25 protein-coding genes and 1 pseudogene are annotated in these 26,372 nt (G+C 66.6%); 8 read left to right on the top strand and 18 right to left on the bottom strand.

All coding sequences use genetic code 11. The annotated features are described in order from the left end of the window. Position 1: 1 nt before the first annotated feature. From HAPAU_RS02075 to HAPAU_RS02065, 3 genes are all read right to left on the bottom strand, one after another. Positions 2 to 1,366: a geranylgeranyl reductase family protein gene (locus tag HAPAU_RS02075; protein ID WP_066378937.1), complete on the bottom strand. Its 1,365-nt coding sequence runs from the start codon at positions 1,364 to 1,366 to the stop codon at positions 2 to 4. A gap of 191 nt (positions 1,367 to 1,557) precedes the next feature. Beyond that, positions 1,558 to 2,421, bottom strand: a complete 864-nt coding sequence (locus HAPAU_RS02070; RefSeq protein WP_066378935.1) for a 2-oxoacid:ferredoxin oxidoreductase subunit beta — start codon at positions 2,419 to 2,421, stop codon at positions 1,558 to 1,560. Beyond that, complete coding sequence (locus HAPAU_RS02065; protein WP_066378932.1) at positions 2,418 to 4,166, bottom strand: 2-oxoacid:acceptor oxidoreductase subunit alpha; 1,749 nt, start codon at positions 4,164 to 4,166, stop codon at positions 2,418 to 2,420. Before HAPAU_RS02065 ends, HAPAU_RS02070 begins: the two co-directional genes overlap by 4 nt. A gap of 110 nt (positions 4,167 to 4,276) precedes the next feature. On the opposite strand from HAPAU_RS02065, the gene HAPAU_RS02060 reads away from it, so the two are divergent. Next, positions 4,277 to 4,897: a ferredoxin--NADP reductase gene (locus tag HAPAU_RS02060; RefSeq protein ID WP_066378929.1), complete on the top strand. Its 621-nt coding sequence runs from the start codon at positions 4,277 to 4,279 to the stop codon at positions 4,895 to 4,897. Positions 4,898 to 5,078: 181 nt separating this feature from the next. On the opposite strand, the gene HAPAU_RS02055 is transcribed toward HAPAU_RS02060, so the two are convergent. Both HAPAU_RS02055 and kdgK1 read right to left on the bottom strand, forming a co-directional pair. After that, positions 5,079 to 6,479: a dihydrolipoyl dehydrogenase family protein gene (locus HAPAU_RS02055; RefSeq protein WP_066378925.1), complete on the bottom strand. Its 1,401-nt coding sequence runs from the start codon at positions 6,477 to 6,479 to the stop codon at positions 5,079 to 5,081. Positions 6,480 to 6,536: 57 nt separating this feature from the next. Continuing rightward, entirely contained in the window at positions 6,537 to 7,490 is a 954-nt protein-coding gene (gene kdgK1, locus HAPAU_RS02050; protein WP_066378923.1) for a bifunctional 2-dehydro-3-deoxygluconokinase/2-dehydro-3-deoxygalactonokinase, read from the bottom strand. Positions 7,491 to 7,622: 132 nt separating this feature from the next. Between kdgK1 and HAPAU_RS02045 the strand changes: the two genes are divergently transcribed. Then, entirely contained in the window at positions 7,623 to 7,889 is a 267-nt protein-coding gene (locus HAPAU_RS02045; protein ID WP_066378921.1) for a hypothetical protein, read from the top strand. Here the strand turns inward: HAPAU_RS02045 and mutL are convergent, their stop codons facing one another. From mutL to HAPAU_RS02025, 4 genes are read right to left on the bottom strand one after another with little or no spacing between them, the layout of a single operon-like run. Continuing rightward, positions 7,890 to 9,821 (bottom strand): DNA mismatch repair endonuclease MutL, encoded by a 1,932-nt coding sequence (gene mutL / locus HAPAU_RS02040; RefSeq protein ID WP_066378918.1) that lies wholly within the window; start codon positions 9,819 to 9,821, stop codon positions 7,890 to 7,892. Continuing rightward, positions 9,818 to 12,472, bottom strand: a complete 2,655-nt coding sequence (mutS, locus tag HAPAU_RS02035) for a DNA mismatch repair protein MutS (protein WP_066379389.1) — start codon at positions 12,470 to 12,472, stop codon at positions 9,818 to 9,820. Before mutS ends, mutL begins: the two co-directional genes overlap by 4 nt. A gap of 49 nt (positions 12,473 to 12,521) precedes the next feature. Beyond that, a complete protein-coding gene (locus tag HAPAU_RS02030; RefSeq protein WP_066378916.1) occupies positions 12,522 to 12,725 on the bottom strand; it encodes a PF20097 family protein in 204 nt (67 codons plus the stop codon). Further along, positions 12,726 to 13,100, bottom strand: coding sequence for a cupin domain-containing protein (locus tag HAPAU_RS02025; RefSeq protein WP_066378915.1), 375 nt, complete (start codon positions 13,098 to 13,100; stop codon positions 12,726 to 12,728). Positions 13,101 to 13,197: 97 nt separating this feature from the next. Here HAPAU_RS02025 and HAPAU_RS02020 point away from each other — a divergent pair, with 97 nt between their 5' ends. After that, positions 13,198 to 14,187 carry a patatin-like phospholipase family protein gene (locus tag HAPAU_RS02020; RefSeq protein WP_066378914.1) on the top strand — a complete coding sequence of 330 codons (990 nt, stop codon included), beginning with the start codon at positions 13,198 to 13,200 and terminating at the stop codon, positions 14,185 to 14,187. Between the two features lie 40 nt (positions 14,188 to 14,227). Continuing rightward, entirely contained in the window at positions 14,228 to 14,926 is a 699-nt protein-coding gene (locus HAPAU_RS02015) for a 5-formyltetrahydrofolate cyclo-ligase (RefSeq protein ID WP_066378911.1), read from the top strand. Here HAPAU_RS02015 and thiD read toward each other — a convergent pair. Together thiD and HAPAU_RS02005 are read right to left on the bottom strand one after the other, a co-directional pair. Beyond that, positions 14,923 to 16,281 (bottom strand): bifunctional hydroxymethylpyrimidine kinase/phosphomethylpyrimidine kinase, encoded by a 1,359-nt coding sequence (gene thiD / locus HAPAU_RS02010; protein ID WP_066378909.1) that lies wholly within the window; start codon positions 16,279 to 16,281, stop codon positions 14,923 to 14,925. The genes HAPAU_RS02015 and thiD overlap by 4 nt on opposite strands. Then, positions 16,278 to 17,300 carry an AIR synthase family protein gene (locus HAPAU_RS02005; RefSeq protein ID WP_066378906.1) on the bottom strand — a complete coding sequence of 341 codons (1,023 nt, stop codon included), beginning with the start codon at positions 17,298 to 17,300 and terminating at the stop codon, positions 16,278 to 16,280. The genes thiD and HAPAU_RS02005 overlap by 4 nt, the downstream gene beginning before the upstream one ends. Positions 17,301 to 17,389: 89 nt before the next feature. Between HAPAU_RS02005 and HAPAU_RS21510 the strand changes: the two genes are divergently transcribed. The 3 genes from HAPAU_RS21510 (at position 17,390) to HAPAU_RS02000 (ending at position 18,224) form a co-directional block, all read left to right on the top strand. Continuing rightward, positions 17,390 to 17,530 carry a hypothetical protein gene (locus HAPAU_RS21510; RefSeq protein WP_169802608.1) on the top strand — a complete coding sequence of 47 codons (141 nt, stop codon included), beginning with the start codon at positions 17,390 to 17,392 and terminating at the stop codon, positions 17,528 to 17,530. 73 nt (positions 17,531 to 17,603) lie between these two features. Continuing rightward, positions 17,604 to 17,747, top strand: coding sequence for a hypothetical protein (locus HAPAU_RS21505; protein WP_169802607.1), 144 nt, complete (start codon positions 17,604 to 17,606; stop codon positions 17,745 to 17,747). 45 nt (positions 17,748 to 17,792) lie between these two features. Next, positions 17,793 to 18,224: a DUF6677 family protein gene (locus HAPAU_RS02000; RefSeq protein ID WP_066378903.1), complete on the top strand. Its 432-nt coding sequence runs from the start codon at positions 17,793 to 17,795 to the stop codon at positions 18,222 to 18,224. On the opposite strand, the gene HAPAU_RS01995 is transcribed toward HAPAU_RS02000, so the two are convergent. Continuing rightward, positions 18,211 to 19,383 (bottom strand): 3-dehydroquinate synthase II, encoded by a 1,173-nt coding sequence (locus tag HAPAU_RS01995; RefSeq protein WP_066378901.1) that lies wholly within the window; start codon positions 19,381 to 19,383, stop codon positions 18,211 to 18,213. The two genes, HAPAU_RS02000 and HAPAU_RS01995, sit on opposite strands and share 14 nt — an antisense overlap. An 85-nt stretch (positions 19,384 to 19,468) precedes the next feature. Between HAPAU_RS01995 and HAPAU_RS22860 the strand changes: the two are divergent. Further along, positions 19,469 to 20,403: pseudogene (locus HAPAU_RS22860) on the top strand (ArsA family ATPase). 95 nt (positions 20,404 to 20,498) lie between these two features. Here the strand turns inward: HAPAU_RS22860 and HAPAU_RS01985 are convergent. The 6 genes from HAPAU_RS01985 to trpC all read right to left on the bottom strand — a co-directional run bounded on the left by HAPAU_RS01985 (position 20,499) and on the right by trpC (position 26,338). Further along, positions 20,499 to 21,287, bottom strand: a complete 789-nt coding sequence (locus tag HAPAU_RS01985) for an SDR family NAD(P)-dependent oxidoreductase (RefSeq protein ID WP_066378900.1) — start codon at positions 21,285 to 21,287, stop codon at positions 20,499 to 20,501. Between the two features lie 62 nt (positions 21,288 to 21,349). Then, a complete protein-coding gene (locus tag HAPAU_RS01980; RefSeq protein ID WP_066378898.1) occupies positions 21,350 to 22,654 on the bottom strand; it encodes a sulfite oxidase in 1,305 nt (434 codons plus the stop codon). Positions 22,655 to 22,707: 53 nt separating this feature from the next. Beyond that, positions 22,708 to 23,502, bottom strand: coding sequence for a 2-amino-3,7-dideoxy-D-threo-hept-6-ulosonate synthase (locus tag HAPAU_RS01975; RefSeq protein WP_066378895.1), 795 nt, complete (start codon positions 23,500 to 23,502; stop codon positions 22,708 to 22,710). A gap of 27 nt (positions 23,503 to 23,529) precedes the next feature. After that, positions 23,530 to 24,360, bottom strand: coding sequence for a tryptophan synthase subunit alpha (gene trpA, locus HAPAU_RS01970; RefSeq protein ID WP_066378892.1), 831 nt, complete (start codon positions 24,358 to 24,360; stop codon positions 23,530 to 23,532). Then, complete coding sequence (gene trpB / locus HAPAU_RS01965) at positions 24,357 to 25,589, bottom strand: tryptophan synthase subunit beta (protein ID WP_066378891.1); 1,233 nt, start codon at positions 25,587 to 25,589, stop codon at positions 24,357 to 24,359. The genes trpA and trpB overlap by 4 nt, the downstream gene beginning before the upstream one ends. Then, positions 25,586 to 26,338 (bottom strand): indole-3-glycerol phosphate synthase, encoded by a 753-nt coding sequence (trpC, locus tag HAPAU_RS01960; protein WP_066378890.1) that lies wholly within the window; start codon positions 26,336 to 26,338, stop codon positions 25,586 to 25,588. Before trpC ends, trpB begins: the two co-directional genes overlap by 4 nt. Positions 26,339 to 26,372 lie beyond the last annotated feature (34 nt).

Below are 26,372 nucleotides of genomic sequence, written 5' to 3'. Positions count from 1 at the left end.
GTCAGTATTTCGGCTGTGCGCCGCTGATCTCGTAGACCTCATCGAGCACGCGGTCGCGCTCCGAGCGCCACCCCTCGAAGGCGACGGGCGTGCTCGGATACGCCTCGTAGTGGCTCGTGAGCGTTGCCGCCCGGTCCCGAACTCGATACAGTTCGTAGAGCAGGTCCCAGTGGCCGAACGTCTCGATCAGCGTCCGCAGCTTCAGTCCGAACTCCATCGACGAGCCCCCACTCCCGTTGATCGCGTCGGCGAGCTGCTGGCCCGGAATCGCCGAGACGACCGAGACGAGTTCCTCGACCTCGTGAGCCCCGCCCCAGATGTTGTAGAGATCGATCGCAGCGAATCGCTTGCCGAAGTCGGTCATCACCTTCCGGTTGTACTCCCAGAGCGCCGACTCGCTTACGTCGCTCTCGCCGATCGCCTCGATGGCCTGCTGGGCGGCCCAGTAGCCCGCTTTCGCCGCCCCAGGGATTCCCCCGCCGGTCGTGGGATTGACGTGGGCCGCCGCGTCACCGGCGGCGATCAGGCCCGGCGCGACCGCAGAATCGTACGGCCGCCTCGTGGGGAGTGCGCCACCGAGTTTGTCTTCCACTGTGGCGCCCTCGAACTCCGGACGGGTCGCGAGATCGCGTTTGAGCACCTCGACCAGCTCCATCGGCTCCTTGTTCATCTGAAACCCCAGCCCGGCGTTGATCTCCGTCCCCGACCGTGGGAAATACCAGAGGTAGCCGAGTTCCTCGGTGGGCTTGAAGACGATGGCGTCCTTCCACTCGACCTCCTCCTCGACGTGAACGATCTCCCGGTAGGCCGAACAGAACTGCGAGTAGTTCACGTTCGTGTCGAACGTCGCCTCCGAGAGGTCGGCTTTGTCCTGCAGGATCGAGAGCGCGCCCGCCGCGTCGATCGTGATGGTCGCCTCGTAGTCGATCGTCTCGCCGTTTCGATTCGCGCGGACGCCCGTGACGACCCCTTCGTCCTGCATGACGTCCTGAACGACGGTGTCGTAGTGCATCGTCGTCCCCGCGCGTTCGGCCTCCTCGAGGACGACCTCGCCGTAGCGTTTGCGGTCGAGTACCGCACCCGGCTGGTCGAACTCGATGTCGATCTCGTCGCCGTTCGGGTTCTCGAAACGTGCTCGACGGATGTTTCGGTTGGTAAAGGACTCCTCTTTCAGGTACTCCAGATCCATCACGTCGGGAAACGTGCTCTTTCCCTTGATCGCATCTCCACAGGCGATGTGGCCGGCCTCCTCGCGGGTCTTTCGTTCGAGGAGCACGGTCGAGAGCCCCTCCGCGGCGGCCGTCGCGGCGGCGAAACAGCCGGCAGTACCGCCACCGACCACGACGATGTCGTACGATTCGGTCATACTACGGGCTAGCCGACGGCCTCATAAAAATGAGTGGTAATACTCCCGTTGACACGTCGCGGACGCGACCTGACGGGGGCGACGGAATCCGTTCGGGACGCACCGCCGTGTCTCCGCCGACGGCAGATACCTTCTCAGTCGGACGAAGGAAAGCGGAAGGTCGGACGGGTAAACGCGGGCTCTCGGGCGATTCAGTAGAACTCGCGGACGAGGTCCATCGCGCCCTCGGGCGCGCCGTCGGGGATCTCGTTCATCGGTTCCTTGATCCCGAGCCGTTTCTCGTAGCCCACACTGTCGTTGTCCTGATAGAGAATACCCTGATAGATGTTGTCGAAGTCCATGATTTTCTGTCGGGCCTGGTCGTAGTCGGTGGGGTCGTGGTCCTCCTCTGCGAGGTCCACGAGCGAGTCCCGGAAGAAGTCGTAGGTGTCGACGTCGTTGAACGTCACGCAGGGGCTGTAGGTGTTGACCAGCGAGAAGCCGTCGTGCTCGATGGCCTGCTCGATGATCTCGGTGTGGCGCTGTGCGTCCGAGGAGAAGGACTGGGCGATGAAACTGCCGCCGGCGGCCATCGCCAGCGCCAGCGGGTGAACCGGCGACTGCTTGGTCCCGCCCGGCGAGGTCGAGGTCTCGAAGTCCTCCCGGGAGGTGGGCGAGAACTGGCCCTTCGTGAGCCCGTAGATCCGGTTGTCCATGACGACGTACGTCATGTCGACGTTCCGCCGGACCGCGTGGATAAAGTGACCCGCGCCGATCGAATAGCCGTCGCCGTCCCCGCCCGCGACCATCACTTCGAGATCGGGATTGGCGAGTTTCACTCCCGTTCCGACCGGCAGCGCGCGCCCGTGGACGCCGTGGAGCGCATACGAGTGCATGTACGTGCCGATCTTGCCCGAGCAGCCGATACCGGCGCAGATGAACGTGTCGTCGGGGCTGTTGCCGGTGTTCGCCAACGCTTTCATCATGCCGTTCATCGTCCCGAAGTCGCCGCAGCCGGGACACCACGTCGGTCGCTTGTCCGATTTGAAGTCGGTGAAGTGTGCCTGAGAGCTCATGCTGTTGCCTCCGATTCGGCGGCGAACGTCTCCGTGATCCGATCGCGGAGTTCGTCCGCGTTGAACCGAACGCCGTTGTACTTGTTGATGCGCTCGACCCGTGTAAGGGTGTCGCGCTCGACGAGATCCGCGAACTGTCCCGTCGCGTTACACTCGACGACGACGGTCTTTTCGGCGTTCTCGACGGCCTCCGTCAGATCCGGCCGCGGGAACACATACGGCACCGAGATGAACCGGACGTCGACGTCGAGGTCCTGCATCGCCTCCCTGATGGCGCCCTCGTTCGATCCCCACGAGAGCACGAGGTTCTCGGCCTCGGCGTTGCCGAACTCCCGGGGCGACCAGTCCTCCTCTCGCTGGGCGGTCTCGACCTTCCGGTTGCGTTTGTCGACCTGCTGAACCCGCTCCTCGGTGTCCTCGGTCCGCCGACCCAGTTCGTCGTGTTCGAGGCCGGTCGTCATGTGTGCGCCCTGCTCGGTGCCGGGGAACGCGCGGGGACTGACGCCGTCGGCGGCGTCGTAGTGGGGTTGGAAGCGTCCCTGCTCGTCGAGATACTGGTCGATCGAGTCCTCGTCGACGACCTTTCCGCGATCGATCTCGACGGCGTCCATGTCGAACTCCTCGGGCGAGAACGTCTGTTCGGTCACCGCCATCGCCAGATCCGAGACGACGTACACGGGGGTCTGGTACTTCTCGGCGAGGTTGAACGCCTCGATTGTCTTGTGGAAACACTCCGCGATGGTGGTGGGCGCGAGGACGAATCGGGGAATCTCGCCGTGGCCCCCATAGAGGGTCATGTTGAGGTCGCCTTGTTCCTGCTTCGTGGGCATCCCCGTCGAGGGGCCCGAACGCATCACGTCGGCGATCACCAGCGGCGTCTCGCTGGTGGCGATCAGCCCGAACGTCTCGGTCATCAGGTCGATCCCCGGGCCCGAGGTGGCGGTCATCGAGCGCGCGCCCGCACGGGCCGCACCCAGCGCCATGTTGATCGCCGAGAGTTCGTCCTCGGCCTGTACGACGGTGCCGCCGTACTTGTCGATCCTCCCCGTGAGGTACTCCATCACGTTCGTCGCGGGTGTGATGGGGTAGCCCGCGTAGAACCGGCAGCCGGCCACGAGCGCGCCCATACCGATGGCCTCGTCGCCGTTGAGCAGGACGTAGTCCTCGTCGGTGGTGTCGAGACTGTAGCCGAAGTCGTGATCGTAGTTTTCCTGGACGTAATCGCGACCTTTTCTGGCCGCTTCCTGGTTGTTGTCGACGAGCTTCTGACCCTTGTCGCCGAAACGCTTCTCCAAGGCGCTGTCCAAGTGCTCGATCGGGAAGCCCGCGACCTCGCAGGCCGCCCCGAGCGCGACGACGTTCTGCATGATCGCGCCGCCGGCGTCCTCCGCGAGCGATTTCAGGGGCACGTCGAGGGCGATCTGCTCCTCGGGGACCTCCGCGTCCCACGAGCGCTCGCCGTCGTAGATGACGACGCTGTCCTCGTGGAGTTCGTCGAGGTTCTCGTCGATGGTGCGCTGGGTCAGCGCGACGAGGATGTCGAGCCGGTCGACGACGCTGTTTAGCTCGTCGACTGAGGTTCGGATCTTGTAGGCGGTGTAGCCGCCGCGGATCCGCGAGGCGAAGTCCTTGGAGGTGAAGACGTGTCGTCCAGCCCGTGAGAGAGCCTGGGCGAAGATCTTCCCCGTCGAATCGATCCCGTCGCCGGCTTCCCCGCCGACGGCCCAGTTTAAGTCCTCAGGCATGTGGTATCGAGATAGTCCCGCCGTGGGCAAAAAGCCTTGCGTAACCACCTACAGCCGGGGAATCCGTCGCCAAGAGCAAGGACTTTTCCTCGCCAGTGAGTACCCTCGCTATGGAGCCGACGCAGACCACCATCGCCGCCGTCAGAGAGGTCGGAGCAGACACCGTTGCGGTCGACCTCGAAACGCCCGACGGGTTCGACGCCCAGCCCGGCCAGTTCCTCAAGCTCTCGACCACCATCGACGGCGAGCACGTCTCGCGCTTTTACACCCTCTCATCGCCTGAGGTGGGTGAGACCATTGAAATCACCATCGGGATCGACCCCGAGGGTGAACTCGGCCCGTGGATCGAGAGCGCCGAGGGCGAGAGCGTCACCGTCGAGGGCCCCTACGGCAGCGCCTACTACGAAAACGAGGACGACTCGCTGATACTGGCGGGCGGGCCGGGCGTCGGCCCCGCCGTCGGGATCGGCGAGCGCGCGCTGGCCGACGGAAACGAGGTCACGATCGTCTACTGCGACGACGAGCCCGTCCACGAGGACCGGCTGAGCGCGCTCAAAGACGAGGGTGCAACCGTCATCGTCACCGACGAACTCGCGGATCACGTCGCGAGCTACTACGAAGGCCAGCAGGTCTTCGTCTACGGCTTTCAGGAGTTCGTCACCGAGGCGCTCGACGCGCTCGAAGAGACGAGGGGAGATCCCGACGACGCGAAGGTCGAGAACTTCGGCTGAAAAGCCCTCGGGCTGGCTTGGCAGCCAGCCCTCGCCCTTTTTATGACCACCAGGCCCGCAGTCGTGCCGTGCGATTACACGGCACTTCCGGGACCAGCCTTTCCCCGCCCTACGAACGCGGGCGGCGAAAGTGCCGCCCGCGTTCGTACCGGCCACCGCACCGTGTCCTCGTTTTCGACTCCTATTCGTCGACCTCCGCGCTCGCCTCGCGGAACAATCCATCCAGAATCTCTGGAAGCGTCGGGTGGTACGCTCTATCAGGTAGCTCGCGCACGTCGAGCCCGAGTTCGACGACGATCTGCATCGTTTTCGCCATCGAGTCGGCGTGGTGGTGCAGCCCCTGATAGCCCAGCACAGTGCCGTCCTGTGCGACCACGAGCGTCGCCAGCCCCTCGGGGACGTTCTTCACTTTGAACACACCGTCGTCGCTCGCCTCGCGGCTCACCTCGATCGGGTCGTAGCCCGCCTCCCGGGCGCTGTCGGCCGTGTGGCCCAGCCGGGCGAAGGGATAGACGCCCAGTCCGCTGAAGATCACGTGGTGGTGGACGTTCTCGTAGGGTTCGAGGTCCCGTCCCGCCGCGTGTGCGAGGACGTTCTCGGCGGCCCGAAACCCCTGCTCTTTGGCGACGTGGAGGATCGGCTCGTGGCCGTTGACGTCCCCGACGACGAAGGTTCGAGGGTCGTCCCGCGCCTGCATCGTGTCCTCGACCCAGCCCGCCTCCGGCGAGAGGTCGGTATTTTCGATGCCCAATCCATCCAGGTTCGGCTTCCGGCCGGTGAACGTAAAGAGCTGGTCGGCCTCGATCGTCTCGACCTCGCCGTCGCGCTCGAGTTCCATCCGGACGCCGCCCTCGGCGGTGGGTTCTACCGAGCGCTCCCGGGCGTTCGTGAGGATCTCGATCCCGAACTCCTCGCGGTAGAGGTCGAGGATCGTATCGCCGTACCCGGGGGGAGCCTCGTCGACGGGGCGGTCGTCGTGTTCGATCACGGTCAGCTCCATCCCTCCTGCCTCCGAGAGGTAGGGGACGAGTTCGAGTCCGACGTAGCCAAATCCCATAACGATCCCCGAGTCGGGGAAGTCGGTCGCATCGAGCACCTCGGCGCTGCCCGTGGGATCGACCTCCTCCATTCCCGGCAGGTCGGGGACGTTCAGCGTCGAGCCCGTCGCGATCACGACGTAGTCGGCCTCGATCTCCCGGTCGTCCACCGCGAGCGTGTGCGGACCGGTGAAACGGGCGGTCTCGTGGATGAGCTCGACGTCCTCGTGCTCGGCGAGGTCGTGGACCGCGCCGCGGCGGTGTTCGGCGAAACCGAGCACCTGCTCGTCTTTCGTCTCGACGACGCTCGAGAGGTCGACCTCGGGGGTACCCGAGAGCCGGTCGTCGTGGCGGGCCTGAAACCTGTGAGCGCCCGCCGAGAGCACCGCCTTCGAGGGCATACACCCTCTGAGAATACAGAGGCCGCCGCCGGGTTCGCCGTCGTCGATCAGGGTCAACTCGACGTCCCGTTCGGCGTCGGCCAGCGACTGTGCGACGGCGACGCCCGCGCTCCCGTAGGCCCCGACGATTGCGACGTGGGTCATACCCTTCCTTCGAGCGCGGTCGGTTTAGCCGTTTTCCGCCCGTGTCCCCCTCGCACCCTACCGCGAGATCCCGCTTTCGGCCGCCTCTATCACGCCCCCGACCTCCTCGGGGGTGACGACCGCGATGTCGCCCGGGATCGTCCGCTTGAGCGCCGCCGTCGCCGCGCCGTATTCGAGCGCCCCACCGATATCACCGCCCGCGATCCGCTTCGCGAGGAAGGCCCCGACGAAGGCGTCACCCGTCCCAATGGGGTCGTGGGTCTCGGTCTCGAAGGTCGACTGGCGGGTGATCTCCCCCTCGTGGCAGGCCAGTGCGCCCTCCGCCCCCAGCGTGAGCACGACCGTCTCGAAGCCGTGCTCCTCGGCCAACCCGCGGGCGATCGCCTCTCGGTCGCCCTCCGCGCCGAGGACGTTCTCCGCGTCGCGCACCGCGGTCACGAGCACGTCGACGTCCTCGAACAGGCCCTCCAGCACCTCCCGGGCCTCCTCGGGCGACCAGAGCTTGCTCCGGTAGTTCAGGTCGAACGCGGTCTTGGTGCCCGCGTCCCGGGCGGTCCACAACAGCGTCTCAGTGGTTTCTTCGAGCGTCTCGGAGAGCGCGGGCGTGATCCCGCTCGTGTAGAACCACTCCGCCTCGCGGATGCGCTCGGTCGGGAGTTCCTCGGCGTGGGCGCTCGTCACGGCCGCGTCGGCCCGGTCGTAGATCACGTCGGTCCCGCGGGGTTCGCCCGCGAACTCGATGTAGTAGGTTCCCTGGCGTCCCTCGTCGCTCAGGACGGGCGCGGTTTCGAGCCCGTAGCTCTCGAGTTCGCTCGTGACCCGCCGGCCAAGCGGGGAGTCGGGCAGTTTCGAGGTCCATACCGTGTCGGCACCCAGTCGGGCGGCGGCGACGGCGACGTTGCTTTCGGCACCAGCGGCACGGACCTCCAGTTCGGTCGTGGTCTCGAGGCGTTCGTTGCCCGGCGGCGAGAGCCGTATCATCGTCTCGCCGAAGGTCACGAGATCGGTCATACACCGGTCTTCTCGCGCCACGCTAAAAACGTCCGCCATCCCCTTTCTCGCGATGACCCCGCTCCCGTCCCGCCCTTTCACTTTCAGTCCGGTTGGCGGACCCTCTTAACGGTCGCTCGCCTACTGTCGCCCATGTTCCCAATCGACGGCTCCGAGCGCGGGAGAGGGGCGATCCAGTCGACTCGCCGGCGGCTGTACGCCGGTGCGGGGCTCTGTGCCGGAAGCGTCATCGGGACGGCTGGCGCGGCGCTGCTCGACCTCCCCGTCGCGCTGGCGCTGCTCGGCGGGGCGGTTCCGGTACTCGGTCTCCAGGTCTATCGCGAGTACCGACTGCTCGAACGCCTGCAGCGTCGTCCGGCCCGCGCCGAGGACGTCCCCGGACCCGAGACCGCCCTGTAATCAGTCCCGACGCTCGGCGTGGCCCGGGTAGTCGCGCTCGAAGCGCTCGGCGAGTTCCTCGCGGTCGATGCGGATCACCGTCGGCCGCCCGTGCGGGCAGGCATACGGGTTCTCACAACCGTCGAGTGCCGACAGTAACTCGACGACAGAGCCCTCCGTCAGCGAGGTGTTGCCCGTGACGGCGGGATAGCACGCTAAATCACCCACGAGGTCGTCGACGGTCGCCTCGACGGTGTCGCCGGGGTCGCCCGAGACACACTCCGCGAGTGCGTCCCGCAGGAGGTCGGGCGGGAGCGTCGCGTCGAAGACCGCGGGAACGGTGGTGATCCGAACCGTTCGTCCCTCACGGGTCGCGACGAAGCCCAGATGGGCGAGCGCGTCCTCGTAGGACGCGAACAGTTCGGCCTCGCGGGCGGTGAGTTCGAGTTCGACCGGCGAGACGAGCGCCTGCGTCGTCGTCTCGCCGGCGAGTTCCGCCCGTAGGCGCTCGTAGTGGACCCGTTCGTCGGCGGCGTGCTGGTCGACGAGAACGAGCCCCGCCTCGCTTTCACAGACCACATAGGTGTCCTGGAGCTGTCCGAGCACCCGTAGATCGGGCAGGCGGTCGTAGCTCGGCCCCTCCGGTTCGCCGAACGCTGTCTGTCGCGTCGGGGCACCGAATCGGGACCCCTCGTGCGCTCGTGGGCCCGTCTCTTCCCCGTCTACCGGGATATCAGAGGCGCTCGATACGTCGGATTCCTCGATACCGCTAGATCCACCGTCGTGTTCGTGTTTGCTTCCCTCGGCGCTCGCCCGTGAGGAGCGTGCGGTGGGCGATCCCGACTTCGACGCCGATCTCTCTCGATTCCGGTCCGCCGATCCCGGCGCTATCTCCGTCTCGTCGGGCGTCGAGCGCCCGCGCGGAGCCGATGTCCGGATCAATCCGTGATCAAGCAGCGTCCCCTCTATCGTTTCCTCGATCTGCTCGCGGATGGCCGTCTCCTCGCCGAACCTGACCTCCATCTTGCGGGGATGGACGTTCACATCGACCGACTCCGGCGGTACGTCGAGGTCGAGGACGGCAAAGGGGTACCGACTCGGTGCGAGTTGGGTACCGTAGGCGTCGACGACCGCCGTCCTGACGGTGTTCGTACGGACGTACCGGCCGTTGACGTACGTCGAGATGTAGGTCGAACTCGCCCGCGTGGTCTCGGGATCGCTCACGTAGCCCGACATCCCATCGAGGGGCCCCTCCGCGACCTCCTCGATGGGGACCATCCCACGGGCGACCTCCCGACCGTAGATCGAGAGGATCGTCGCCTGCCGGTCGCCCTGCCCCGTGGTCGAGAAGACCTCTCTACCGTTGTGTTCGAGGGCGAACCGCACGCCGGGATTGGCGAGCGCGTATCGCGTGACGATGGTGTTGACGTGGTCGAACTCCGTCGATTCGCGCTTGAGGTACTTCTTGCGGGCGGGCGTGTTGTAGAAGAGGTCGGTCACCTCGACGGCGGTCCCCTCGGGACAGCCCGCCGGTTCGACGGCCTCGATCTCGCCGCCCGCGAGGGTGAGTGTCGTCCCCGTCTCACCCCCGCGAGGTTTGGTCGTGATCGCGAGTCGGGAGACCGCGCCGATGGTATACAGCGCCTCGCCCCGGAATCCGAGCGTCGAGACGCCCCGCTCCAGATCCGAGAGACTTCGAAGCTTGCTCGTGGTGTGCTGTTGTACGGCCTTTCTCACTGCCTCCTCACTCATCCCGACCCCGTCGTCCGCGACCCGGATCCGCTCGATCCCGCCAGCATCGATCTCGACGGTGATCTCCGCGGCGTCAGCGTCGAGGGCGTTCTCGACGAGCTCCTTCACGACCGAGGCGGGCCGTTCGACCACCTCGCCGGCGGCGATCTTATCGACCGTCGCGGGATCGAGCGTGCGGATCTCGTTTTCGTTCCGGCTCATCTTCGGACCCTCCCTTGCCACTCCTGGACCCGCCCCATCAGCTCTACCGGCGAGACGTTCGCGAGTTCGACCTCGGAAAGCTCCGAGAGGACGGCTTCGGTCTCGGGGTCGAGCTGCTCGTCGGCTTCCTCACCACTACTCCCGCCGTCGGTCGAGGCCGTTTCGAACTGCCCCGAGCCCACGTCGAAGACCACCTGCTGGGTCCCTGAACCGCTCGCACCACCCCCGTCCTCTCCCCTCGCCTCGATCGCCTTTTCCGCGCGCAGGCGTTCGAGTACTTCGTCCGACCGCGAGACTACTGGATCCGGAACGCCCGCCAGATCTGCGACGTGGACCCCGTAGGAGCGATTCGTCGGCCCCTCGCGGATCGTCCGCAGGAACGTGACGTCGTTACCTTCGTCGTCCACCGCGACGTGGACGTTTGCGACGCGCTCCAAGTGATCGGCGAGCGCCGTCAGCTCGTGGTAGTGGGTCGCAAACAGCGTCTTCGCGCGGATCTCGTTGTGGAGATACTCGGTGGTAGCCCACGCGATCGAGATGCCGTCGTAGGTCGCCGTTCCGCGGCCGACCTCGTCGAGGATCACCAGTGAGTCCTCCGTGGCCGAATGCAGAATGTTCGAGAGTTCCTGCATCTCGACCATGAAGGTAGAGCGCCCCTGTGCGAGCTCGTCGAGCGCGCCAACCCGCGTGTAGATACCGTCTACGAGGCCGATTTTCGCGTACTCGGCGGGGACGAAGCTGCCCACCTGCGCCAGCAAAACGATCAGCGCGACCTGGCGCATGTAGGTCGACTTCCCGGACATGTTCGGGCCGGTGACGATCAGGAACCCGCGGCTTTCGCTCAACTGGAGGTCGTTCGGCACGAACTCCGTCGTCTGCTCGACGACCGGGTGCCGGCCCGCCTCGATGTCGAGGGCCCGTGATTCTTCGAGTTCGGGACGGACCCAGCGGTTCTCGACGGCGTGGGTCGCGAGGCTCGCCAGGCTATCGAGTTCGGCGATGGCCCGTCCCACGTCCTGAAGCAGGCTCGCGCGGTCCGCAACCCGCTCGCGCAGTTCGCAGAACAGTTCGTATTCGAGTTCTCCGCGCCGTTCTTCGAGCCGGAGGACCTCGCGCTCGCGCTCTTCGAGGGCGTCGGTGGTGAACCGCACCGAGTTCTTCAGCGTCTTGACCTGCCGATACGTCTCGGGCACCGCTTCGGCCTCGCTCTTGCCGACCTGGATGTAGTACCCGTCCGTTTTGTTGCGATCGACCTGCAGGTGCGTGATTCCATGGTCGGCCTTCTCGCGAGGTCCGAGCTCCTCGATCCATGCCAGTGCGTTCTCGTGGCGCTCGACGAGTTCGTCTAACTCGGCATCGTAGCCCTTCGTTATCAGCCCGCCCTCCCGGAGCGTTTTCGGCGGCTCCTCCGCCAGCGCCTCCCGAAGTGCTTTTTCGAGCGTCGCCGCGCTCTCGCAGTCGGGTCGCTCGATGATCCCCGACAGCGGTGATTCCGCGAGGCGGTCGTCGCCCCCGATCAGGTCGGCGACCTCCGGGAGGAGTGCGAGCGTGTCGCGTGCCCGCAACAGCGCGTGGGCGTCGGCGCTGCCGTGTGTCGCGCGGCTCGCCAGCCGTTCGAGGTCGTAGGCTTCCCCGAGGATCTCCCGGAGGTCCTCGCGGGCCAGCGCGCGCTCGCAGAGCGCCCCGACGCTGTCTTGTCGCCGGTGAAGCTCGCCGAGCGAGCGCCGGGGTCGTCCGAGCCACTCCTTCAACAGTCGGCCGCCCGCGCTCGTGACGGTATGGTCGACCGTCCCGAACAGCGACCGGCCCGCGCCGGTCATCGTCTCCGTGAGTTCGAGGTTGCGCTGGGTGGTGACGTCACACGAGACGAAGTCGTCGGCGCCGTAGGGCTGGAGTCGCGTCATCGACGGGAGCACTCCCAGCCCGGTCTCCTCGACGTACGACAGTACCGCACCCGCCGCCCGTACCTCCGGGCCCTCCGTTTCGAGATCCAGACTCGACAGCGTCTCGCGGCCGAACTGTTCCCGGGTGCGATGTGTCGCCGCGCCGGGCGCGAAGGCGTTCTTTTCGTGGAGCGTCACCTCCCCGTCGGTTCGCTCCGAGAGGGATTCGAGGAAGTCCTCGTCCTCGCGTAGGTCGGGTCCCGGAAGGATCTCGACGGGGTCGTAGCGGTAACACTCGGTGATCGCGCGCGCCTCTGCGTCCTCGCCCTCGATTCTGGTGACGAGGAATCGCCCCGTCGTCACCTCCGCGAACGCGAGTCCGTAGCACTCGTCCGAGACCCGGACGACCCCCGCGAGGTATCGGGCGTCCTCCTCCGTGGTTTCGATGAGGGTACCCGGCGTCGCGACGCGCGTGATCTCGCGGGCGTGGCCGTCCTCCGTGTCGTACTGGTCGGCGACCGCTACCCGGTAGCCCCGCTCGACCAACGCCTTGAGATACGGCGTCAGTTCCGAGAGGGGAACGCCCGCCATCGGGTACGACGAGCCGTGTGAGGACTTCTTCGACACCCTGAGGTCGAGTTCCTCCGCAACCAGTTCGGCGTCGTCGGCGAAGAACTCGTAGAAATCCCCACACTGCATCGCCAGCAGATCGGCGTCAGTTCCCTCCTTGAGCGAGAGGAACTCCCCGACGATTCCGCCCTCTGTCATGACACGAACCTCGCCCGTGATCGCCAAAACCGTGTCGGGTTCACCCCGACTACTCCGACTCGGCGTACAGCCGGACCAGCCCGCACTCCGGACAGGCCCACGCGTCGATCGGGAGCGTCTCCTTCATCCCGAGCTTTCCGAGTACGCCGCCGGCCGACTCGTCGGTCCGGAGCTTCACCGCCTCGCGGTCGACCGAACTGACGAGCGTTCCGCCCTCCATCGTCACGCCGCAGTCGGGACAGCGTTTGTCCATTCAGTCCTCCTCCAGCACCTCGCCGTCGTCCTCGGCCGGCGGCGCGCCGACGATCAGCCAGCGGTGGTCCTCCTCGGTATCGTTGAACACCTGCCGCGGCGTCTCGGGCGGAATTCTAAGGGCCGTCCCCTCGCTGACGTCGAGACGTTCGTCGCCGATGCGGATCCGGGCGGGTCCAGAGAGAACGTAGTAGAACTCCTCTTGTTCGTGCTGGCGATGGTAGCTCATCGCGTCGTCCGGCGCCAGATCCCACACCTTCGGGCGCATCTCCGTACAGCCCAACTCGGTGACGAGGTCGACGTGGTCGGTCCCCGACGAGGCCGAGGGCGTTCGCTCCGCTTCGGTGACGTCGATCCTGTCGTAGTCGTCTGCCATGACCCGGCGTACGTCCTCCATCGGTTAAGTGCTACGTCGGCGTTCAGTTCCTGTGAAACCACCCTGAACTAAGGACTCCGTACGCCCATCAACGCATATGAGTACCGACACCGACGGCACGACGCACGTCGCGATCGCCTGCCAGGGCGGGGGGAGTCACACCGCGTTCACCGCCGGCGTGCTCGGGCGACTCCTGCGCGAACGCGAGGACCGGGCGTTCGAACCCGTCGCGTTCAGCGGTACCTCGGGAGGCGCCGTCTGTGCGACCGCCGCCTGGTACGGACTGCTCGAGGGCGGCACCGAGCGAGCCGTCGAGACCCTCGAGGGGGTCTGGCGTGACCTCTCGGCACGCTCCGCGGTCGACCGGATGACCAACGAGTGGGCCGTCCGGCTGGCGGCGGTCGCCGAACGCGGCTGGCCGGTCCCGGGGGTCAGCCCCTACGACGTCCCGTTCACCTCGGCCGGGCGGGATCGTTTTCTCGAGGCGATCGAGGCGCACGTCGACTTCGAACGGGCCTCGGACCTCGCCGCGGACGCCGATCTCGACCTGATCGTCGGGGCGGCCGACGTCACCGAGGGCGAGTTCGCCACCTTCCGAAACGCCGGGGTCACGGCCGAGTCGGTGCTCGCCTCGGCGGCGATCCCGACCCTGTTCGAGGCGGTCGAGATCGACGATCACTGGTACTGGGACGGACTGTTCAGCCAGAACCCGCCGATCCGGGAGTTCCTCGAGCCCCGCGAACTGGAGGCCAAACCCGACGAGATCTGGATCGTCCAGATCAACCCGAAACGCCGCGACGACGTGCCGGAGTCGCTCGAGGAGATCGCCGATCGGCGAAACGAGCTCGCCGGAAACCTCTCGCTGTACCAGGAGGTCGATTTCATCGAGCAGGTCAACGACTGGCTCGACGAGGGGGCCCTCTCGGAGGAGTACAAGCCCATCGACGTGGAGTTCATCGAGATGGGCGGCGAACTGTCGACCTCCTCGAAGCTGGATCGCGACCCCGAGTTCATCGATCGACTGATGCAACGCGGCGCTCGACGGGCCGAGCGCTTCCTCGAGGAGCGATCCGAGCGTCGAGAGTGAGACGCGCCACCCTTTTGTCCGTGTCCGCGGAGGCGACGGCATGGACAAACAGACGATTCGCGAGCGGATCTGGGACGCGCTCGAAAGCGAGGGGATCGCCCGGTTTCCCTACCCGCCCCACGGTCGGATCCCAAACTTCGTCGGGGCAAGCGAGGCCGCAGAACGGTTGGCAGACCAGCCCGAGTGGCAGGAGGCGGGGACGATCAAGGCCAACCCCGACGCGCCACAGCTCCCCGTCCGCAGGCGCGCCCTTCGCGAGGGAAAGACCCTCTACATGGCCCAACCCCGCCTGAAGAGCGAAAAACCGTTTCTCCGACTTGACCCCGACGAGGTGAGCGACATCGACGAGGCGACGACGGTCTCGGGGGTTTCGAACCACGGCGTCCCGATGGGTCCCGAGGAGATGACCGAGATCGACCTCGTGGTGTCGGGAAGCGTTGCGGTCACCGAGGCCGGCACCCGCATCGGCAAGGGCGAGGGCTACTCCGACCTGGAGTTCGCCGTTCTCCGCGAACTCGATCTGGTGGGCGACGATACCCCGTCGGCGACGACCGTCCACGGGAGGCAGGTCGTAGACGACGCCCCCGCACCCGAGCCCCACGACGTGCCGATGGACCTGTTGGTCACGCCCGAACGCGTGATCCGAACAGAGGGAGGAGAGAAACCGTCCGGGCTCGACCGGTCGCTCCTTTCGGAAGAGCGGATCGCGGAGATCCCGGTGCTCGATCGGGTTCGCTAGTCCAGCGCGTCGTGAACGGCGAGCGTCCGCTCGATCAGCGTCTCGGGGTCGAGCGCGACGATCTTGACGATCGCCTCCTTGCCCACTTCGCCGCGGTCGATCACGGCCGCGGGCGTCTCCTCGACGTCGAAGGCCTGCCGGGCGCCCCAGCCCATCGTGCTCCCTTCCTCTTCTTTCAGTTCCTCGGGCTCCTCGGAACGGTCGAACTCCGTGATCGGGGCCTCCAGCGCGTCCAGCGCCGCCTCGACGTCGTCGTCGAACCGGCAGTTCACCGCGTATCGGAGGTCGGGCGCGAACTCGCGGGCCGAGAGCAAGAACCGGGCGACGTGGCTCGACGCGCCGAAGCGCACACCCCGATTGGGTGCAATCCCCGACATCGTTTTCGTGATCCGGCCCTCGACTGCGGCGGTCTCGCCCACCAATTCGGCGTAGGGCGTCGCCCCGACGACGTTCATCCCCACCTCGGGGACGAGTCCCCGGAGGTCCGCCGCGACGAACCGCTCGACGGTTTTTTCCACTCTCTCAGCCGTCGGCTCGCGCTCCGCGCGGTTCCGGAGCCCGGCCAGATGGTGGACTGAGCCCGGCCCCGCGCCGACATCGAGCGAGTACCGCACGGCCCGCTCCATGAAGTCGAGCGCGCCCTCGACGGCCACCTCCACCCCTTCGCCGCGCGCGAGGCGGGCGGCGATCGCCGAGCCCAGCGTACAGCCCGAGCCGTGGGTCGCATCGGTGTCGACCCGCACGTGCTCGAACGTCCTCGCGCCCTCGCCCGTCACCAGCACGTCTTTCACGTCGTCAGTCGGCAGGTGCCCGCCCTTGAGTAGCGCCGCCTCGGCACCCATTTCCACCAACTGCTCGCCAGCTTCGCGGGCGTCGTCGGCGTCCTCGGGGTCGATCCCCGTCAGCACCGCCGCCTCGTCGGCGTTCGGCGTTACCACGGTGGCCTCCCCGATCAGCGCCTCGTAGGCCGCCTCGGCCTCGGGTTCGAGCAGGCGGTCCCCGCTCGTCGCGACCATCACCGGGTCGATTACGATGGATCCGTCGTAGCCGGCGAGTTTCCCGGCGACCAGTTCGACCACCTCGCTCGTCGCGAGCATACCCGTTTTGATCGCGCCCACGTCGAAGTCGCTCGTTACGGCCTCGATTTGGGCGTCGATCTCCGAAGTGGGGAGGACGTGCGAGCGCTCGACACCCCGCGTGTTCTGGGCGGTGACGGCGGTGATCGCGCTTGTCGCGAAGGCTCCATGAGCTTCCATCGTCTTGATGTCCGCCTGGATCCCCGCCCCGCCACCCGAATCACTCCCTGCGATCGTTAGCGCCACCGGCGGGGTGTGCGGGGCCGACTGGCGGGTCATTGTTCGCCCTCCAACCGGACCATCCCCTCCTCGAACGCTCCCCAAAACGGGTCGTGCTCGGGGCGCTCTACGGGTTCGCCGTTGAAGTAGACGCCCTCGCCCTCGCTCGCTTCGCCGACGACCGCCGCCGGGATGTCCTCCGAGCGAAGCGCCGAGAGCACGTCCCCGGCGCCGTTGCTCTCGACGGTCAGGAGCAGGGTCCCTTCGCTGATCGAGATCCACGGGTCGATGTCGAAGGCCGCGCAGGTCGCCTCGACCCCGTCCATGACCGGCACCGCCTCGCGCTCGACGTCGATACGCACGCCGCCGGCCCGGGCCACCTCGTGAAGTCCTCCGTAAACGCCCCCTTCGGTGGCGTCGTGCATGGCGGTGACCGGTCCGGCCGCTGCGGCGACCAACGCGTCCTCGACGGGGCTCATGTCGTAAAAACGTTCCTTGGCTGCCGCCATCGTTTCCGAATCGAGGTCGAGGATCTCCTCGAACTGGATCGAGAGCAGCCCCGTCGCCTCGATGGCCGGTCCCTTCGTCACGATCACCGCATCGCCCGCCTGCGCGCCGTCCGGGCGCACCAGATCCGCGGGATCGCCGACCGCAAGCGTCGTGCCGCCGCCGACCATCGGGTAGTTACAGCCCGCGTACCGCCCCGTATGCCCTGTCACGACCGAGACGCCCAACTCGGTGGCCTCCTCGTGCATCGTCTCCCAGACGGTCGCGAACTGCTCGTCGGTGATCTCCGGCGGCAAGTTCAGGTCGATCGAGAGATGGCTCGGCGGGATCCCGGAGACCGCGACGTCGCTCATCAGGATGTGAAACGCGAACCACGCCGCCCGGTCGAACCCCAGCGAAGGCATGACGAAGACGGGGTCGGTCGCGAGCGCGAGGACGTGTTCGCCGGCGTCGATCACTCCGAAATCGACGCCGTGTTGCGGTGCGAGTCGCACGTCTTCCCGGTCGGCGCCGAGGTGGGGATAGATGTGTTCGTCGAAGAAGGCGCGGTCTACTTTACCGAGATCGGTCATGAGTCGAGTAATGACGCTGTAATACTTAGCGGTGGTGATCCCGCAGTCGCCGGGCCAACGACTTTGCGTCGCCGGCGGGTGATCCGCGTATGGTCAACGCCTCTTCGGTGCTCGTCCCGGTCGGTATCGTCGGCGTGCTGTTCGGAATCGTCCCGCTTCCGGGGACCGGCCTCCTCTACGGGCTCCTCGTGACCCTCGCCGGGGTCGTGGCGTGGAAGACCGGGCACTGACTCCCCTCTCTCGGCCGGCGCTCGACGCAGGTGCCGGGTCAAGCCCTTTGGGCGTTCCCCGAAACGAACGGGTATGGTCAAGATCTCGACGATCGTGATGGTCCTCGGCGTGATCCTCGGCATCGGCCTGCTCCCGATCCCCATTCCCGGCATCGGGATCGGCCTCGGCCTGCTCGTCGTCGGCGTCGGCGTCCTCTTGCGGGTGCTCGGGTTGTGATACGGGCCGAACGCATTAAGTAGCCGTAGCACTGACCCCCGACCAATGAGCGAGGGCTCGCACAAACGACCGTGGCTCGCGGCCTTCTTCGCCGTCCTCGTGCCCGGTGCTGGGCACGTCTACCTTCGCGCCTGGTTCCGAGCCCTGCTGTGGTTCTGGATGGTCGTCCTCTCGTTCGTCCTGTTCGTTCCCGAGGAACTCGTCGACGGCGTCACCACCTTCGACGACGCAATGGCGCTCTCGGCGCAACTCCCGGCGGAGGCCCAGATCGCCCTGTTCGTCGTGATCGGGTTCAGCGCCGCCGACGCCTACTGGCAGGCCACCCAAACCAGACAGCGCGAGATCGGACAGCGCTGTCCGAACTGCGGACACGAACTCGACGACCTCGAACTCGACTTCTGTCACTGGTGTACCGAACCCCTCACGACCGAACCCGGCTCCGCCGACGCCGAACTCGAGGACGCTACTTCTCGATGATCCGTTCTTCAACCGCCTCGCCGAAGTGGCGAGCCACCGCCTCGTAGTACAGCAGTACTTCGTCGCCCGCTTCGAGGTCGGTCACTGCTTTTCGCCCCTCGCGGGTCCGGACCTTGATGGTCTCTGCGTTCTGGAGCAGCGTCGCGACCCGGTCCCCATCGGCGGTTTCGGCTTCGACCCGGAACATCGGCCGGCTCTCGATTTTCACCCGGCCGACGATCGCCTCGCGGGTGTTGCCCTCCGTATCCACGAGTTGGACCTCGTCGCCGCTCTCGAGCTCGGAGAGGTACTTCGTGCCGCCGTCGGGGGTGCGGACGTAGGCGTGGACCGCCCCGGCGTTCACCCGGAACGGTCGGGAGGCGACGTAGGGCGACTCGGCGGTCTCGGCGTGGACGAAGAACAGTCCCCGGCTCATCGAGCCGACGAGCATCCCCTCGTCGTGATCCATCAGGCTGCCGGTATCGACACAGACCCGGTCGGCGCTCCCTGTTTGGGCGATCTCAGTGACCGTCGCCCACCCCAGATCGAGGTGTTCGCGCTCCGACCGGTCCCGTACCGCGACGGTCTCGCGAATGGTGTCGGGGTCGTCCGAATCCAACAGGACGGCGTCGGCCCCGATCTCGAGAGTCTCGAAGGCGGTGCGGGCCTCCTCGGCCGACTGAACGCCCGCGATCAGGTCGGTCTCTTCGCCGATGCGGGCGATCAGGTTTTCGAGGGGGATGATCGTCCAGTCCTCGCCGACCACGACGGTGTAGTCGGCCTCCGCCGCGGCCTCTTCGGCGAACGCCTCGTAGTACTCGTCGAGGATCCTGATGTACGCTCCCGTCGGCGTCTCGTCCTCGCGCCGGAGCGCCGAGAGGTCCGCCGAGCCCGAGAAGTCCTCGGGCAGATCGACGGTACCGTCGCCCTCGCCCTTCTTGCCGATGACCACGGCGTCGGGCTCCGCGGTTTCGCTCTCCTCTGCGTCCATGACGTGGACGTCACCGCCCGAGCGGAACGCGGCGACGTTCACGCTGCCGAGTTCGCGCACGCGCTCGACGTCCGACTCGTCGACGAGCACCCAGTCGACGCCGGCTTCCAGACCGGCGGTGATTCGTCGTTTGCGAGCCTCCCAGTCGCCGACCGCGTCGTCGGCTTTCAGCCACACGGATCGCGTCATGTCTCGTCGATCGCACGGGGCGGGCTTGAAACAACCGTTTCGGTATCCGGGTTGGAGCTTTACCGCTGGGGATCGTAGCGCGCGTGTGACAGAACACGTCCTCTACGGCGGGAAGGGTGGCGTCGGGAAGACGACGATGGCCGCCGCGACCGGCCTGGCGCTCGCCGGGCGCGGCAGACGCACCCTCGTCGTCTCGACGGACCCCGCCCACTCGCTTTCTGACTCGTACGAACGCGATCTCACGGGGGAACCAACCGAGATACAGGAGAACCTCTTCGCCGTCGAGATCGACCCCGAGAGCCGCGCGGACCGGTACCAATCGATCGTCTCGGCGATCGCGAGCGATCTCCGGGCGGTGGGGATCACTCTCTCCGAAGACGAGGTCGAACGCCTGTTCGGCTCGGGGATCCCCGCCGGGGGCGACGAGGCCGCAGCGCTCGATACCCTCGCGGAGTACGTCGATTCGGGCGAGTACGACCGGATCGTCTTCGACACCGCGCCGACGGGTCACACCCTCCGGCTGCTCGAACTGCCCGAGGTCCTCGACGCCGCGCTCGAGACCACCGACTCGGTGCGGGGCCAGCTCCACCGGATGGCGACCTCGACCCGAAGCATGCTGATGGGACCCGCTGCCTACCTCGGCCGGGACGAAAGCGAGGACGACTCGCCGGGCTGAAGTCACGGATGGAACGTGCTCGCGAGGTGCTTCGCGATCCCGAGCGCACGGAGTTTCGTGCCGTCCTCATCCCCGAGCGGATGGCGATCGCAGAAACCGAGCGGCTGGTCGAGCGCCTGCACGAGGTCGAGATGCCCGTCTCGACGCTCGTGGTGAACCGAGTTCTTGAGGACGTGGATGAGGGCTGTTCGCGCTGTCGAACCCGAAAGGAGCGCCACGAGGAGCGACTCGCGGAGATCCACGGGACGTTTCCGGAGTTCGAGATCCTGACCGTCCCCGACGAAATCGGCGAAGTACAGGGAATCGACTCCTTGGAGCGGATCGCCGAGCGGCTGGCGATGTAGCGGTTTGCGGACCACGGACACCGAGTGTTCGTGACTTTTTAGGAGTATACTACAGCGCGCGGTAGCGCGAGAGAACTCCGATGAGCAAACGCCCCTCAGGCGATCTGCCAGCCGCCGTCGACCGACAGCAGTTCGCCGGTGGTGTAGCCGGCGGCGTCGCTCGCGAGATACAGGGTGGCGTCGGCGACGTCCTCGGGGAAGCCCGCCCGCCCCATCGGGATCGGTTTCAGGAACTCCCCGTCGCCGGCCCGTTTCTGGGTACGCTCGGTGCCGTTCTCGGTGAACTCGGTGGCGATCTGCCCCGGCGCGGTGGCGTTGACCCTGATTCCCTCCGAGGCGAGTTCGAGCGCCGCACCCCGCGTGAGCATCCGCAGTGCGCCCTTCGTCGTGTCGTAGGCGACCTGGCCGTGCTGGGCGAGATTCGAACTGATCGAAGCGGTGTTGACGATCGCGCCCTCCGCGTCGCGGTCGATCATGTCGCTCGCAGCCGCCTGGGTGCCGACGAACATTCCCCGAATATTGACCTCGTAGCCCGTATCGAGGTCTTTCGAATCGTAGTCGGTGAACGAACCCCCGATGTAGACGCCCGCGTTGTTGACCATGACGTCGACGCCGCCGTACTCGCGGGCGGCCTCGATCACCGAGCGGACCTGCTCGGGGTCGGCGACGTCCGTCTCGACGAACTCGGCACGTCCCCCGGACTCCTCGATGGCCTCGTGGGTCGGCACATCGTTGTCGGGGTCCTTCGGTTCTTCCTGCTTGTCCGCGACGATCACGGTCGCCTCCGCGTCGCCGAACGCCAGCGCGATCGCGCGGCCGATGCCCGAGGATCCACCCGTAACTATCGCCGTCTCGCCCGCGAAGTCGTAGTGTACCTGTCCCATACTATCGGGACCACGCCCCTCGGTCAAACGGATTGTGCCTGCGGTCGAACCCCGTGTCCGCACTATATCTCATCGAGTCCGACGGTCACCGAGACCCCCAGCGGTCGGTGCGCGTTGTTGCCGTAGCCCTGCGTGTTCCACGGGTAGGCGTCCCCGGCGATCCCCGTCTGTTCGGGGTCGGGCTCGGCGATCCGTGCCGGCTGGACGCGCCCCTTCGCGTCCGTCGCGCGCGCGAGCAGGCGGTACTCGCCCGGTTCGGGGTTCCACTCGGCCCGGAAGCGCCGCCAGGCGTACCGGCCTAGCGCCGGCTCGCCGAGGTCGGCGTCGGACCACGTCTCGCCGCCGTCATCAGAAGCGTTTGACGCTTCTGACTGGCTCGAAAGAGCCCTGCTCTTTCGAACACCCATCGAAAGCTCGACGCGCTCGACGGGAGTCTCGCCGGCCCACGCCAGCCCCCGGATCTCGACGGTTTCGTCGGCCGACAGGGTCGCACCGTCGGCGGGGGCCGTGATCAGCGATTTGGGGAGCTGATCGAAGAAGTAGGCGTGTCGCGGCTCGTCGGCCATCATCTGTTCGTAGGTGTCGGCCGTTTCGACGGTTGCGAGTTCCTCGGGGTCCTCGTCGTCGTCGAAGCGCAGACGGTACTCCAACTGCTGATATTTGGTATATCCCTCCCACTTCTCACCGGTTGGCATCGAGTCGGCGACGTGGATCCGATCGACCCACTTGACGCTGTTGTTGCCGAACCAGCCGGGCACCAGCAGCCTGACGGGATGGCCGTGGTCGGCCGGCAGCGGCCGGCCGTTCATCTCGTAGGCCAGCACGCAGTCCACCCGTACTTTCCCCATCGGCAGGGACCGACAGAAGACCTCCTCGCCCTCGGGGGCGTCCCCACCCATGACCGCGACCCAGCCCTCCGCGGGGGCGTCGTACTCGTCGAGAAGCGCCTGGACGGGCGTGCCGGTCCAGACGGCGGTGCTGACCGCGCCGTCGGTCCACTGGTGACCCTCCGCATCGGGTTCGAAGAAGGCCCGGCCGTTGCCCGAACATTCCATGGTGTGGACGACGGACTCGGTGGGATAGTCCTCGCGCAGTTCGTCCATTTCGACGACGGGGCCGTCGGCGTTCGGTCCCGTCTCCCCGCTTCCATCGAGAAGCCCGGTCAGCGATATCGTCCACCCCTCGGCCTCGGTTTCGGGTGTGGGATAGTGGTTCCGGATGTAGTGGGTCCCCACGGACGTCAACAGTCCGTCGAGGGCGGTTCGGGAGGCGACCTCGGCGTTCTCGGGCGACGCCGAGAGCACTCTCAGGGACGGGAACTCCTCGTCGAGCGGCGGCTCGTCGCCGGGACGGCGTTCGCGTGGCATGAGCGCCGATTCGGCGCCGATTTCGTTAGTCGTTGTGCCTGCAGTCGTCGCTTTCAGGCCTCGACCGCGAGCCCTGCGGTCTCGATGGCCTCCTCGGCGCTGGCGTCCTCGTGGATCACCGCCGACACCGCCCGCGTGATCGCCTCGGGGTCGTCGTGCTGGAAGATCGACCGCCCCATCGAGATGCCCGCGCCGCCGGCGTCGATCGTGCCCCGAACCTTTTCGAGGGTGTCCCTGTCGGTCCCGCGCGCGCCGCCCGCGATAACCACGGGAAGCCGGGTCGACTCGACGACGTGCTGGAAGCTCTCGGCGTCGCCCGAGTAGCCCGTCTTGACGATGTCCGCACCGAGTTCCTCCGCGAGGCGCACCGCGTGGCCGAGCGACTCGGGATCGGCACTGTCGATGCCGGGCCCACGTGCGTAGGCCATCGCCAGCACGGGCATACCGAACCGATCGGCCCGATCGGTCAACCGGGCGAGCCCCTCGATCTGCTCGGGTTCGTAATCCGAGCCGACGTTGATGTGGAACGAAACGGCGTCCGCACCCGCACGAATGGCCTCCTCGACGGATCCCGTGACTCGTTTGTCGCTCTCGTCGGGGCCGATGGTCGTCGAGCCGTTGAGGTGGACGACGTAGCCCGCGCCGTTGGTGTTGGGATGCACGCGGGGTGCGATCCCCTTTTGGGTGAGCACGCAGTCCGCCCCGCCCCGCGTCACCGCGTCGATCGTCCCCTCGATGTCCTTCAGCCCCTTTACCGCGCCCATGGTGATCCCGTGGTCCATCGGGACGATGAGGTACTTGCCGTCGGTGCTGATCCGCTCGAGTCGTGCGTCGAATCCTGCGGTCATAGTATGAGACACTCCGTCATGGAGCAGTTATGGACGTTCCGGTTGCGGCCGGCTTTCCCCACCCGCGAGTGCGCCTTCCTTCAGTTCCCTCGCTTTTCGTTCGAGGCGCTCGGCGACCGTTCCGTCGTCCGTATCGCCCTCGGCTACTATATCGACGAGCGCGCTCCCGACGATGATCCCGTCCGCGCCGCCCGTGACGATGCGTTCTGCGTGTTCGCGCTCGCTGATCCCGAAGCCTACGGCCTTCGGAACGTCCCACTCATCCAGACGTCCGAGGCTCGTATCGGTCTGGTCGCTCACGTCGGTTCGCGCGCCCGTGGTCCCGAGCCGTGCCTGCACGTAGACGTATCCCGAGACCCGATCCATGATCCGTCTCAGCCGCTCGCCTCGTGTCGTCGGCGCGACGATGAAGATCAGGTCGAGCCCGTACTCGTCACAGGCCTCCCGGAGCGGGTCGGCCTCCTCGGCGGGCAGGTCCGGCACGACGAACCCGTCGATTCCGACCTTCGCGGCTCGTCGAACGAACGGCTCGGGGCCCTCCTCCTCACCGTATCGATAGATCAGATTGTAGTAGGTCATGCAGACGACCGGCACCCCGATATCGAGGTCCTCGACCAGGTCGAAGTAGGCGTCGGGCGTCATCCCGCCCTCCAGCGAGCGGACGATCGCGTTCTGGATGGTCGAACCCTCCGCGATCGGCTCCGAGAACGGAAGCCCGAGTTCGACGATATCGGCGCCGCCACGGACCAACGCGCGGACATACTCCTTGGTCGACTCGATATTGGGGTCGCCCGCGGCGAGATAGGGGATGAAGGCCGGGCCGTCGGCGAACGCCTCGTCGATGCGACTCCCGCTCATAGTCCCCCCTGAAAGACGTCCATGTCAGGTGCCCCTTCGATGTCGCGTTCTGCGGTCTCCTCGATCACCGATTCGAGGTCCTTGTCGCCCCGCCCCGAGACGTTGACGATCACGATCTCTCCCAAGTCCTCGTACTCCTCTTCGAGGAAGGCGAAGGCGTGGGCCGTCTCCAGCGCGGGGATGATCCCCTCCAGCTGTGAGAGGCGATGAAAGCTCTCTAGGGCCCCGTCGTCGTCGACGTTCACCGGCGTGACCCGACCCTCGTCGACGAGATGGGCGAGTTCCGGACCCACCCCGGCGTAATCCAGTCCCGACGAAACTGAATGGGACTCCATGATCTGGCCGTCCGAGTCCTGAAGCAGTTTGGTTCGCGCGCCGTGGAGGACCCCTTCACTTCCGGTCGAGAGCGACGCGGAGTTGGGCGCGACGCCACCCTCCTCGTCGACCTCTAGACTACTGCCGCCTGCCTCGACGGCGTAGAGATCCGTATCATCCCCCGTGAACTCGTGAAAGGCCCCCATCGTGTTCGAGCCGCCGCCCGCACACGCGAGCACGCTGTCCGGGAGCCCACCGGTCTTCTCGATCACCTGATCGCGGGCCTCCTCGCTGATGACCGCCTGAAAGTCCCGGACCATTCGCGGGAAGGGGTGAGGACCTACTACCGAGCCGATTACGTAGTGGGTATCCTCGACCGAGGTGGCCCAGTCGCGCATCGTCTCGCTGATGGCCTCCTTGAGGGTTCCCCGACCTGTCGTCACCGGGTTCACCTCGGCTCCGTTGAGACGCATCCGGAAGACGTTGGGGCGCTGGCGGTTGATGTCGCGTTCGCCCATGTAGATCTCGCAGTCGAGTCCGAGATGCGCACAGGCCATCGCCGTCGCGGTACCGTGCTGGCCGGCGCCGGTCTCGGCGATGATCCGCTCCTTTCCCATGTATTTGGCGAGCAGCGCCTGTCCGAGGGCGTTGTTTAGCTTGTGCGCCCCCCCGTGGAGGAGGTCCTCGCGCTTGAGGTACACCTCCCGATCGTAGCGCGCGGAGAGGGCCTCCGCATGCTGGAGCGGCGTGGGCCGCCCGCCGAAATCGCGCAGGCGGGCCCGGAAGTCGTCTACGAACCCTTCCTCGTTTTCGAGGACGTACCTCTGATAGGCGTCCTCCAGTTCCTCGATCGCGGGCATCAGCGCCTCGGGTACGTACTGGCCGCCGTAGCGTCCGAACTTGCTCTGGCTCATGTCGTGGTGAACTCCCTCGTGTTCTCGCGTACGTCGCCGTCCATGATGGCAGTGCCGATCAACAGCGCGTCCGCGCCCGCCTCGCGCATCCGCCGGACGTCTTCCCCACTACTGATCCCGCTTTCGGCGATCAACAGCACGTCCTCGGGGGCTTTCGCGGCGACGCGCTCGAAGGTCGCGAGATCCACTTCCAACTTCCCGAGATCGCGGTTGTTGATCCCGACGATATCGGCGCCCGCATCGATCGCCTCCTCGAGCTCTTCTGCAGTATGTACCTCGACGAGCGGCTGGAACCCGCGATCCGTCGCCGCCGCGACGAGTTCCTCGAGGTCGTCGACGAAGCGCGCGATCAGCAGTATCAGGTCGGCCTCGACTACGTCGAACTGGTCCTCGCGCAGGATGAAGTCCTTCCGCAGGACCGGTACGTCGACGACCTCGCGTACCCGCTCCAGCGTTTCGGTCGACCCACCGAAATGCTCGGGCTCGGTCAGCACCGACAGCGCCGTCGCCCCGCCCGCGACCATCTCCCGGGCCAGTTCGACCGGATCGTCCTCGCGTACGCCCTCGGTCGTCGGGCTGGTGGGTTTGACCTCGCTGATCACCGGTACCCGGTCCTCTCGCTCGGTGGCCGCGACGGCCTCGGGAAACGACCGCGCCTCGATCGAGAGGCGTTCGTCGCCCCCCTCGCGCTCGCGCGCCGAGTCAAGGATCGACTCGACGGCCGGCGCGATCGCGTCACTAGTGTTCATCACTGTACGCTAACGTACTGATTTGCACATAAGA

The sequence above is a fragment of the Halalkalicoccus paucihalophilus genome, assembly GCF_001593955.1.
GTDB lineage: Archaea > Halobacteriota > Halobacteria > Halobacteriales > Halalkalicoccaceae > Halalkalicoccus > Halalkalicoccus paucihalophilus.
Note: the sequence above shows the minus strand (reverse complement) of the source record. Positions and strands in the feature narration are given on the sequence as shown.

Bases quoted from the DNA above. Each gene is read 5' to 3' on its own strand.
- HAPAU_RS01985 (WP_066378900.1), bottom strand. From the start codon at position 21,287: ATGGGACAGGTACACTACGACTTCGCGGGCGAGACGGCGATAGTTACG.
- HAPAU_RS02015 (WP_066378911.1), top strand. From the start codon at position 14,228: ATGGACAAACAGACGATTCGCGAGCGGATCTGGGACGCGCTCGAAAGC.
- HAPAU_RS01980 (WP_066378898.1), bottom strand. From the start codon at position 22,654: ATGCCACGCGAACGCCGTCCCGGCGACGAGCCGCCGCTCGACGAGGAG.
- HAPAU_RS02065 (WP_066378932.1), bottom strand. From the start codon at position 4,166: ATGCCTGAGGACTTAAACTGGGCCGTCGGCGGGGAAGCCGGCGACGGG.
- HAPAU_RS02025 (WP_066378915.1), bottom strand. From the start codon at position 13,100: ATGGCAGACGACTACGACAGGATCGACGTCACCGAAGCGGAGCGAACG.
- HAPAU_RS01975 (WP_066378895.1), bottom strand. From the start codon at position 23,502: ATGACCGCAGGATTCGACGCACGACTCGAGCGGATCAGCACCGACGGC.
- trpB (WP_066378891.1), bottom strand. From the start codon at position 25,589: ATGAGCCAGAGCAAGTTCGGACGCTACGGCGGCCAGTACGTACCCGAG.
- HAPAU_RS02070 (WP_066378935.1), bottom strand. From the start codon at position 2,421: ATGAGCTCTCAGGCACACTTCACCGACTTCAAATCGGACAAGCGACCG.
- HAPAU_RS02005 (WP_066378906.1), bottom strand. From the start codon at position 17,300: ATGACCGATCTCGGTAAAGTAGACCGCGCCTTCTTCGACGAACACATC.
- HAPAU_RS21510 (WP_169802608.1), top strand. From the start codon at position 17,390: ATGGTCAACGCCTCTTCGGTGCTCGTCCCGGTCGGTATCGTCGGCGTG.
- HAPAU_RS21505 (WP_169802607.1), top strand. From the start codon at position 17,604: ATGGTCAAGATCTCGACGATCGTGATGGTCCTCGGCGTGATCCTCGGC.
- HAPAU_RS02055 (WP_066378925.1), bottom strand. From the start codon at position 6,479: ATGACCCACGTCGCAATCGTCGGGGCCTACGGGAGCGCGGGCGTCGCC.
- kdgK1 (WP_066378923.1), bottom strand. From the start codon at position 7,490: ATGACCGATCTCGTGACCTTCGGCGAGACGATGATACGGCTCTCGCCG.
- HAPAU_RS01995 (WP_066378901.1), bottom strand. From the start codon at position 19,383: ATGACGCGATCCGTGTGGCTGAAAGCCGACGACGCGGTCGGCGACTGG.
- trpA (WP_066378892.1), bottom strand. From the start codon at position 24,360: ATGAGCGGGAGTCGCATCGACGAGGCGTTCGCCGACGGCCCGGCCTTC.
- HAPAU_RS02045 (WP_066378921.1), top strand. From the start codon at position 7,623: ATGTTCCCAATCGACGGCTCCGAGCGCGGGAGAGGGGCGATCCAGTCG.
- HAPAU_RS02060 (WP_066378929.1), top strand. From the start codon at position 4,277: ATGGAGCCGACGCAGACCACCATCGCCGCCGTCAGAGAGGTCGGAGCA.
- HAPAU_RS02030 (WP_066378916.1), bottom strand. From the start codon at position 12,725: ATGGACAAACGCTGTCCCGACTGCGGCGTGACGATGGAGGGCGGAACG.
- mutL (WP_066378918.1), bottom strand. From the start codon at position 9,821: ATGAGCCGGAACGAAAACGAGATCCGCACGCTCGATCCCGCGACGGTC.
- trpC (WP_066378890.1), bottom strand. From the start codon at position 26,338: ATGAACACTAGTGACGCGATCGCGCCGGCCGTCGAGTCGATCCTTGAC.
- thiD (WP_066378909.1), bottom strand. From the start codon at position 16,281: ATGACCCGCCAGTCGGCCCCGCACACCCCGCCGGTGGCGCTAACGATC.
- HAPAU_RS02020 (WP_066378914.1), top strand. From the start codon at position 13,198: ATGAGTACCGACACCGACGGCACGACGCACGTCGCGATCGCCTGCCAG.
- mutS (WP_066379389.1), bottom strand. From the start codon at position 12,472: ATGACAGAGGGCGGAATCGTCGGGGAGTTCCTCTCGCTCAAGGAGGGA.
- HAPAU_RS02075 (WP_066378937.1), bottom strand. From the start codon at position 1,366: ATGACCGAATCGTACGACATCGTCGTGGTCGGTGGCGGTACTGCCGGC.
- HAPAU_RS02000 (WP_066378903.1), top strand. From the start codon at position 17,793: ATGAGCGAGGGCTCGCACAAACGACCGTGGCTCGCGGCCTTCTTCGCC.